This is a genomic window from Streptomyces sp. NPDC002669 (assembly GCF_042889165.1).
GTDB lineage: Bacteria > Actinomycetota > Actinomycetes > Streptomycetales > Streptomycetaceae > Streptomyces.
In genome coordinates, this window is record NZ_JBIAQQ010000040.1 from 49,368 (window position 1) to 58,052 (window position 8,685).

The 8,685-nt window shown below is 72.1% G+C and carries 7 protein-coding genes and 1 pseudogene; 6 read left to right on the forward strand and 2 right to left on the reverse strand.

Annotation, left to right across the window (positions count from 1 at the left end):
• The first annotated feature begins 2 nt into the window (after window positions 1–2).
• The 4 genes from ACFYW1_RS36070 (at window position 3) to ACFYW1_RS36085 (ending at window position 5,581) form a co-directional block, all read left to right on the forward strand.
• Window positions 3–1,178 (forward strand): zinc ribbon domain-containing protein, encoded by a 1,176-nt coding sequence (locus tag ACFYW1_RS36070; RefSeq protein ID WP_389003308.1) that lies wholly within the window; start codon window positions 3–5, stop codon window positions 1,176–1,178.
• 353 nt (window positions 1,179–1,531) lie between these two features.
• Entirely contained in the window at window positions 1,532–2,878 is a 1,347-nt protein-coding gene (locus ACFYW1_RS36075; protein WP_389003329.1) for an MFS transporter, read from the forward strand.
• A 233-nt stretch (window positions 2,879–3,111) separates the two neighbouring features.
• Window positions 3,112–4,713: a Flp family type IVb pilin gene (locus tag ACFYW1_RS36080; protein ID WP_389003311.1), complete on the forward strand. Its 1,602-nt coding sequence runs from the start codon at window positions 3,112–3,114 to the stop codon at window positions 4,711–4,713.
• Between the two features lie 100 nt (window positions 4,714–4,813).
• Window positions 4,814–5,581, forward strand: a complete 768-nt coding sequence (locus ACFYW1_RS36085; protein ID WP_389003314.1) for an N-acetyltransferase — start codon at window positions 4,814–4,816, stop codon at window positions 5,579–5,581.
• A 12-nt stretch (window positions 5,582–5,593) separates the two neighbouring features.
• Here ACFYW1_RS36085 and bla read toward each other — a convergent pair whose 3' ends face one another.
• Window positions 5,594–6,544, reverse strand: a complete 951-nt coding sequence (bla, locus tag ACFYW1_RS36090) for a class A beta-lactamase (protein ID WP_389003317.1) — start codon at window positions 6,542–6,544, stop codon at window positions 5,594–5,596.
• Between the two features lie 173 nt (window positions 6,545–6,717).
• Here bla and ACFYW1_RS36095 point away from each other — a divergent pair, with 173 nt between their 5' ends.
• Both ACFYW1_RS36095 and ACFYW1_RS36100 read left to right on the forward strand, forming a co-directional pair.
• A complete protein-coding gene (locus ACFYW1_RS36095; protein WP_389003320.1) occupies window positions 6,718–7,620 on the forward strand; it encodes a LysR family transcriptional regulator in 903 nt (300 codons plus the stop codon).
• Window positions 7,617–8,519 carry a serine hydrolase gene (locus ACFYW1_RS36100; RefSeq protein WP_389003323.1) on the forward strand — a complete coding sequence of 301 codons (903 nt, stop codon included), beginning with the start codon at window positions 7,617–7,619 and terminating at the stop codon, window positions 8,517–8,519. The genes ACFYW1_RS36095 and ACFYW1_RS36100 overlap by 4 nt, the downstream gene beginning before the upstream one ends.
• Window positions 8,520–8,592: 73 nt before the next feature.
• Here ACFYW1_RS36100 and ACFYW1_RS36105 read toward each other — a convergent pair.
• Window positions 8,593–8,685 (reverse strand): annotated as a pseudogene (locus ACFYW1_RS36105) (lytic transglycosylase); the annotation flags it as partial.

Here is an 8,685-nt window from a genome sequence, read left to right on the forward strand (position 1 = left end):
CGATGCGCCCATGTCCGGCGTGCGGTGCGGGCAACCGCGAGGACGACGAATTCTGCGGGAACTGCGGTTCCTATCTGGGCTGGTCCTCCCGGCCGCCGCAGTCCCCTCCCGCCGCCGCGGAACCCACGGGTCCGGAGGAGCCCGCCGGCCCGCCGGAACCGGCTGCCGGGCCGACCGGCCGGGCTCCGGACGCTCCCGCGGCCGGTGCCGCCCCGCAGGCCGCAGGGGCCGCGCCCGCCCCGCGCCCCGAGCCGCCGGTGGCACCCGCGCGGGCGGCGTCGCCGGAGCCCGCCGGGCCGCCCCCGGCGGCGCCGCCCGCCCCGGCCCCGGAACCACCCCCGCCCCCGCAGCCGGTGCGGCCCGCCCCCGCCCGGCCGGAACCACCGGCGGAGGAGGAGGCACCCGTGGTCGCGGTGCAGCCGGCCGAGCCGATCGCCCGGCGCCCCGTCGTCCGGCCGGTGGCCGCGGAGGAGAGCCCGGACGGGCCGCCGTGCCCGGCGTGCGGCACCCCGAACCTTCCGGAACGCCGGTTCTGCCGGCGCTGCGCCGCGCCGCTGCGGACCCGGGAGCAGCCGAAGCCGCTGCCGTGGTGGCGCACGGTGTGGCCGCTGCGCCGTCGTGCGGGGGGCGGGTCGGGCCGGATGCTGCGGCGGATCCTGTTGGTGCTGGTGGTCCTCGGGCTGCTGTTCACGGGCTTCCTCTTCCTGCCCGTCGGGCGCTATCTCTTCGAGGACGTGCGGGACAAGCTCGGCGGAACGGCGGAGATCGGCCCGTCGCGGACCACCGCGAGCGCCCAGGTCCCCGGCCATCCGCCGGCCGACGCCGTCGACGGGGTGACCAACACCTACTGGGGGGCGCCCGCGCTCGGCTCGTCCTTGACCTGTGCCTTCGACAAGCCGTTCCGGCTGGTGGGTGTCACGGTGCACACCGGGGTGTCGAAGGATCCCCGGGAGTTCCGGCGGGGGGCCAGGCCCACGCGGGCCGATCTGTTCATCACCACGGCGGACGGCGAGGTCCGCAGGAAGGCGATGCCGCTCGCCGACAAGCCGGGCCCGCAGACGGTACGGACCGGCATCAGCGACGTCGTCTCCGTCCGGATCGTGCTGCGGGACGCGTCGGGACAGGGCGAGGGGCGTCCCGTCGCGGTCGGGGAGGTCGAGTTCTACAAGCGCACCTGAGCCGACGGGGAGGACCTCGGGCCGCAGTTTCCTCCCTCTTCCCCGTACGACGGGAGCGGGTGCCCGGAAGGCGGTCCTTCCGGGCACCCCGCCCTGCTAACGTTCATGGCATGTCTGCTGCTTCGTGCGCGGCCGCTTGCGCCGCGGTGACCAGGACGCCCCGCTAGCGGCGGGGCGTTCGACGCACACTCCCCCGGACGTCCGGCCGCTTCGTGATCAGACCGGAGCGGCACATTCGTGCTGCTCGGAACCTCTTCTGAGCAACGGAGCACCTGATGTTCCCCGACGTTCTCTCCTCATCCGGGCACGGCCCGTCCCCCGTACGCGCGTGGCTGGTGCTGTGCGCGGTTTCCATGCTGCAGTTCTTCATCGCGGTCGACGTGACCGTGGTCAACATCGCCCTGCCCTCGATCGGCGCCGCCTTCGGTGTCGGCGGGCACTCCCTGACCTGGGTCGTGGTCGGCTACACCGTCACCGGCGGCGGGTTGCTGATGCTCGGTGGCCGACTGGGCGACCTGTTCGGGCGGCGGCGCGTACTGCTGCTCGGCACCGGTCTGTTCGGCGCCGCGTCGCTGCTGGCGGGCCTGGCCCCCACTTTTTCCCTGCTGGTGGTCGCGCGCCTGCTGCAGGGTGCCGGTGAGGCCGTCGCGCTGCCCGCCGCGATGGCCGCCGTCGTCCTGATGTTCCCCGAGGGTCCGCGCCGGTCGCGGGCCCTGGGCGTGTGGGCGGCGGTGGCCAGTTGTGGTCTCGTGCTCGGCTTCGTCCTGTCCGGAGTCATCACCGCCCGTCTGGGGTGGCGGTGGGTCTTCCTGGTTCCGGTCCCGTTCCTCGTGGTCGTGCTGCTGGCGGCCGTCCTCCTGGTCGAGGGCGACCGGGCCGTGGCCGGGGGCACCCCGCCGCCGGACCTTCCCGGCGCGCTGCTGCTGACCGCCTGCCCGTTGCTGTTCACCTTCGGCGTGGTCGGGGCCGGTGAACCCGGAACGCCCGCGTGGGTGGTGTCGGGGGCGCTGGCAGGGGCGGGGGCGGCCGGGATCGGGTTCGTGCGGGTCGAGGCACGCTCGCGCGATCCGTTGCTGCCGCCGCGATTCTTCGCCGACCGCATGCGGGTGGCGGCCAATCTGGCCACGATGTTGCTGAGCGGGGCACTGTCGACCTCGTTCCTGCTGTTCACCTTCTACCTTCAGGACCGGCTGGGCATCGGCCCGTTGGGGGCGGGCCTGGCGATGCTGCCCCTGGCGGTCTCGCTGATCGTGTTCTCCGTGCTCGTGCCGCGTCTGCTGGGCCGTTGGGGAGCACGTGCGTGCGTGCTCACCGGCATCGGGTTCACCGCGGCCGCGATGGTGGCGATCACGCTCGCCTCCGCCCTGCGGGCGGGCGGGGCGGCGCTGGTCCCGGCCATGCTCCTGATCGCGGCCGGAATGGGCTTCGGCCTCGTGGGACTGCAGTACGTCGCGGTCAGCGGCGTCACCGAGGCCGACGCCGGGATCGCCTCGGGCGTCCAGCGCGCGGCCGACCAGCTGGGCGGTGCGACCGGGGTGGCGGTCTTCGTCGGGATCGGGTTCGCCCCGGGCCTGCACTCCTTCGACCCGTTCCCGGTCGCCGCCCTGTCGGCCGCCGTCGGGCTCGTGATCGGCGCGGTCGTGGCCTGGCGCATGCCCGTGCCCGCCGATGCCGCGGCCCCGCAGGAACGGGCCGGGTGACCTCCGTCCCACCGGGCACGCCGCCCGACGGCCGGACGGCGTGCCCGGTGGGGCCCAAGGGGCGCGGGCCGTGTGCCCGCGCCCGTCCGTCGTCCGCCCCGTCGTGGGACTCCTTGTGGGGCCCGCGGACAGGCCCTCGGGCCCTGTCCGTGGGCCCGGGGGCCGTCGGTACAGTCCGAGCCCCGGCGGGCGGACGGCCCCGGTGACACGAGAGAACCATGACGAGGTGACCCATGAGACGAAGCGACCGGATACGCGCCGCGGTGCGCTCGGGTGCGGGACAGACGGCGATCGAGTACCTGGCCCTGCTGGGGGGCGTCGCCGTCGTGATCGGCGCGATCGCCGCCACCACCATCGGGGGCGAGATCTCCCGTTCCGCACACCGCCAGGTGTGCCGCATCGGTGTGTCCCTGGGCAGCTCCTGCCCGGAAGACAACGATGTCATAAGTAACGGGCCGACCGACTCCCACGATCCCGTCAAGCCGGGCACCCTCCTGCGCGGCAGCACCGACGGCCCCGCCGGCAGGGCGGTCGCCAAGTCCGCCGATGCACCCCCCGACAAGACGGTGAACGCGCTCCCCGACATGTGCTTCGAGGCGCGGGAATCGGAGTCCTCGGTGTCCGTTCCGGGCAACGGCGTGCTCGGTGAGGCAGCCGCCTGGGGGTACTCCTGGCTGGTCAACTTCGTCATCGACAAGATCGACAACGAGAAGAACAAGGAGAAACGGGTCAAGCAGGCGCTCGACGATCTCGCCTGGTGCCTCCCCGGCTACAACATCGTCATCGCGCAGCCCCACGAGGGCAATCTGCAGGAGATGGACGGCACTGCGATGGTCGAGACCGTTTCGATCAGCGGCACGACCTACCGTGTCTACGCGTTCAAGTCCGGCAGGTTCACCTGGGCGGACGACGCCGAACTCGGCTGGAAGAACCGGGGGTTCCGCGGCGTGTTCGACGTCAGCGAGGACCGCCGCACCGTCACGTTCGAGGAGCCGCCGAAGCCCAGGCGCAAGGAGGGCTGGAAGCCCGGCGACGAGGGCTGCCAGGTCGAGGGGCAGGAACCGCCCGACCGGAACCGGTACTACGACACGTACTCCCCGCTGCACCCCGAGGCATCCACCCAGGCGGTACGGATGCTGGTGAACGACATGCGCCGCTGCTACCCCGACTACAACGTGGTCGCGATGCACTCGGAACAGAAGTCGCACTGGATCGAGAAACCGGATGCGTTCGTCCACGAGGGCAGGTACCGGCTGAACTCCAACGAGTACCACGGCGAGGAGCAGGGGGACGACATCGCCTCGGGCCGGGCCGTCTTCGACATCTACGTCTTCGAGAAGGGCGAGTTCAGCAACGACGGCGACGGCGGCTACACCAACTGGGCGTGGTACGGCGACTTCGACCGCGACGGCTCGAAGGTCCGCTTCGACACCCCGGACCCCGCGGACCTGGACGCCGATCCCTACCCCGTCGGGTCGGGCACGGTGAACTTCGACGACGAGACACCGAAGTACACGGACGGCGGCCCGTACCCCGGCACCGACTACTCCGGCAAGGTGCCGGGCGACGCCTCCGAACTGACCCGTTCGCTGATCGAGGAGTACGGCCGCGCCTTCCCCGGCAAGAACATCATCACGGCGAAGTCGTTCAACGACCTCTCCTTCACCAAGGTCTCCGGACTTGAGCACCTCGCGGTGGTGAACGGTGTCGACGTGTTCGCCATCGACGAGGGAACCGTCACCAACAAGGGCGACGGCGGATGGAGGAACTGGGGCTTCACCGGCAACTACGACTACGAGGAGGGCGGAAAGGAAGTGACCTTCGCCAAGCGGTGAGGGCGTCCCGGATCCGGCGTCCCCGACGGCTTCGAAGGGGCGGGCTCCCGCAGAACAATTGGCTTGGTTCCGGCATGGGCCTGTGGCAGGGTGCTCCGTCGTGACAGAGAAAGACAGCATCCGGATCGTCCCGCTCCACGAGAATCCGTCGTTGATCGCCCGTGTCTACGAGATCGACGACGCATGGCCCGCCTTCATCTCCCACGAACCGGTCGCCAACGCCTTGTTGAGCCGGGTTCCCGAGGAGTTCCCGCAGTACTGCGTGGTGGCGACGGACGGCGACCGGATCGTCGCGCGGGGGTTCGCCGTCCCGTTCGACGCCGAGCTCGACGGGCGCGAGGAGATGCCCGACCAGGGCTGGGACCGGGTGCTGGTGTGGGCGTTCCAGGACCGGCAGTACGGGAACGCCCCGACGGCGGTCAGCGCGCTCGAAATCTCGGTGGACGTCGATTATCTGGGGCGCGGTCTGTCCCCGCGCATGCTGACGGCGATGCGGCAGGCGGCCGGCCGCCAGGGGCACGACGCCCTGCTGGCGCCGGTCCGCCCGACGGCCAAGCACCTGGAACCCCGCGTCCCCATGGCCGAATACCTCCGCCGGCTGCGGGACGACGGGCTGCCCGCCGACCCGTGGGTGCGGGTGCACGTCAGGGCCGGCGGAACCATCGAGAAGGTCGCCCCCGCCTCGATGACGGTCAGTGCCTCGCCGGCCCAGTGGCGGGAGTGGACCGGGCTGCCCTTCGACCGGGACGGCGACGTCGAGGTACCCGGCGCCCTGGCACCGGTGCACTGCGACACCGCGCGCGACCACGCCGTCTACGTCGAGCCCAACGTCTGGATCCGGCACGGCATCCGGCCCCGTACCGACTGAGGGCGGGGACCGCTACGACAGCGTGCCGGCGACCACGGAGGCCGCCCGCGCGACGAGTTCGTTGTCGTACTCGGCGTCCGGCTCGCCCCGGTTCGACAGGATCGCCATGACGATCGGGGCGGCGTTGGGACGCCACACCACGGCGATGTCGTTGCGGGTGCCGTAGAAACCACCGGCTCCGGTCTTGTCGCCGACCACCCAGTTCCCGGGCACCCCGGCCCTGATGAGCTCTTCCCCGGTGGTGTTGGTCCGCAACCACTGCGCCAGCTGCGCGCGTTCGTCCTTGCCGAGGACGTCTCCGAGAACGAACGCGCGCAGGTCCTTCGCGAGTGCCCGGGGCGTGCTGGTGTCGGCCGTGGCGCCCGGGGACCACTCGTTGAGCTGCGGTTCGTAGCGTTCCATCCGGGTCACGTCGTCACCGAGCCCGGCGAGCACGGCCTGCAGTCCCCGGGGGCCGCCCAGCCGGTCGAGGAGCAGATTGCCCGCGGTGTTGTCGCTGAAGCGGACGGCGGCGTCGCACAGGGCCTTCAGGGTCATCCCGGTGTCGACGTGCTTCTCGGTCACCGGGGAGTCGCTGACCAGGTCGTCGCGGGAGTACTCGACCACCTCGTCCAGCCCGTCCAGGGAGTACTCGCGCAGCACGGCGGCGGCGGCCAGCGCCTTGAACGTGGAGGCGTGGGCGAAGCGCTCGTCGGCGTTGTGGGTGACTTCGCGGCCGGTGCCGGTGTCGATGGCGTACACGCCCAACCGTGCGTCGAACTCGCGCTCCAGCTGCTTGAATCGATGGGTGAACGGCTCGGGTTTCCCGTCCGGGCCCACGGTCCCGGCAGGTGAGGAGTACGCCGCCGGGGAGACGGCGGACGAGGCGCGGGGCTCCTCGCCTCCGCAGGCCGCGAGCGGTACGAGGGCGAGGGCGGTCAGCGCGGCGAGAAGGGTGCGCCGGACACGGCTGTGCTGCTGCATGGGTCCGAACCTCCACAGGGCGCCCTTCGGGCAGGGCGCATGAGGGGACGGGGCGGCACGGCCCCGTCCCGGAACGTGGTCATGAGTGCCGGTACCACCCTCACCGTTCGGCGGTCATGCGGTCCAATACGCTCACGTGCCGTTCCATGCGGATCTGGCATAGGGTGCGGGGCGTGGATCTGGTCGGAGCGTGTCGGGCATTCGTCAGCGTCAGCGAGCACAGCAGTTTCACCGTCGGGGCCGCCGCGGCCCGGATGTCGCAGCCGGTTGCCAGTCGCCGTGTCGCCGCCCTGGAGGAGCTCTTCGGGGAGCAGTTGTTCGAGCGCATGTCGCGGCGGGCCGTGCTCACGTCCTTCGGCCGGGACATGCTGCCGGCGGCCAGGCAGCTCGTGCAGACGGCCGATGTGCTGCTGCACGAGGCCGACACCGCGAAGTCCAAGCCCTGGCGGCTCGCGATGCCCGGTCTCTGCTCGACGGCCGGTCTGGCCCGGCTGGTCGCCGAGGCCCGGGAGCACGGCATCGTGCTCGACCTCCGGATCGCCGCGCCCGCGCAGCGCGTCGAGCTCATCCACTCGCAACTGGTGCGTGCCGCCCTGCTCGCGGTGCCCGCCGACGAGGCGACGTGGTCCGTGCCGCTCGGGCTGGCCGGGGTCCGGGATCCCGGCGTGCGGCGCGTCTACATCGAGACGTTACGGATGGGGCGGGCGTCGTCGGGCCCGGCCCGGCGCATCTGGATCCAGCCGGAGGACGACGTGCCGCACATCCGTGATCCGCTGACCCGGCTGCGGGACGCGGTCGGTCTGCGGCCCGCCCAGCTCGTCGCGGCGGCCGATCTGACGACGGCCGCGGCGGAGGTGTTCCGCACGCACGACCTGCTGCTGTGCTCCCCCGCGCAGGCCGAGGAGTTCTCCCTGGTCTGGCGGCCCATCGGTGAGATCGCGCTCGGCCGGGGGTTCGCCCTCGCCGCGTCGGCGGGCGGCAATCCACAGCACGTCGAGGCGCGGCTGGGCGGGGCCATCGGCCGCTGCCTGGGCGCGGACGCGGCGGCGGGCGGTACGGGAGGTGCGGCGGAATGAGCACCGAGGCACTGCTGAGCGGTCTGCGTCGGCAACTGCTCGACGGCGGACTGAACGGCTGTCTGCTCGTGCGGGATCTCCACACGGGCGAGGAGGTGGGGATCGACCCGGACACCCCGTTGCCCGCCGCGTCCCTGGCCAAGGTCCCGCTCGCACTGGCGACGGCGGAACGCATCCGGCTGGGCGAGCTCGACGGGGCCACGATGCTCGATGTGCTGCCCGGACGCACCGCGACGCCCGGCCCCACCGGGCTGAGCCGGTTCCGGCACCCCGCCCGGATAGCGATCGACGATCTGCTCTACCTGAGTACCTGTGTGAGTGACGGCGTGGCCGCCGACGTGTTGTTCGGCCTCACTCCGCCCGCCCGGGTCACCGCCGTGCTGCGCGGGTTCGGTCTTCTCGGCATCACCGTCCGGCACGGTCTGGACGAGCTCACCGACACTCCGCTGGAGCGCCTCGGTGCCTCCCAGGCCCATCTCGCGCTCTCGCTCGCCATCGACGCCGGCACCGACGGCCGGGGGCACCGGATGCCCCAGCTCGACACCACTCGTGCCAGCACCGGCAGCGCACGCGCCTACGTCGAACTGCTGCAGGCCCTGTGGAGGCCGTCGAAGATCCATCCCGAGGTGGCCGCGCGCGTGCGTGAGCTGATGTCCCACAACCTCCTGCGGCACCGGCTCGCGCCCGACTTCAGTTCCGACGCCACCACGTGGTCGTCCAAGACCGGCACGTTCCTCAACCTCCGGCACGAGATCGGGGTCGTCGAGCACTCCGACGGTCAGGCCTTCGCCGTCGCCGTCCTGACCGAGTCGCTCGTACCGGCCAGTGTCCAGCCCGGCGCCGATGCCCTCATGGCGCAGGTGGCCCGCACGTTGCGTGATCACCTGCGGCAGCTCTGAGGGCCGTCCCGCAGTGGTTCCCACGGGGTCGTGGGCGTTCGCCGCCCGGTCGGCTCGACCCGTGACGCCCTTGTCAGTAGGCGGAGTTGACGTTGTCGATGGAGCCGTAGCGGTCGGCGGCGTAGTTGGCGGCCGCGGTGATGTTGGCGACGGGGTCGGTGAGGCT

Bases quoted from the DNA above. Each gene is read 5' to 3' on its own strand.
- ACFYW1_RS36100 (WP_389003323.1), top strand. From the start codon at position 7,617: ATGAGCACCGAGGCACTGCTGAGCGGTCTGCGTCGGCAACTGCTCGAC.
- ACFYW1_RS36070 (WP_389003308.1), top strand. From the start codon at position 3: ATGCGCCCATGTCCGGCGTGCGGTGCGGGCAACCGCGAGGACGACGAA.
- ACFYW1_RS36075 (WP_389003329.1), top strand. From the start codon at position 1,532: ATGCTGCAGTTCTTCATCGCGGTCGACGTGACCGTGGTCAACATCGCC.
- ACFYW1_RS36080 (WP_389003311.1), top strand. From the start codon at position 3,112: ATGAGACGAAGCGACCGGATACGCGCCGCGGTGCGCTCGGGTGCGGGA.
- bla (WP_389003317.1), bottom strand. From the start codon at position 6,544: ATGCAGCAGCACAGCCGTGTCCGGCGCACCCTTCTCGCCGCGCTGACC.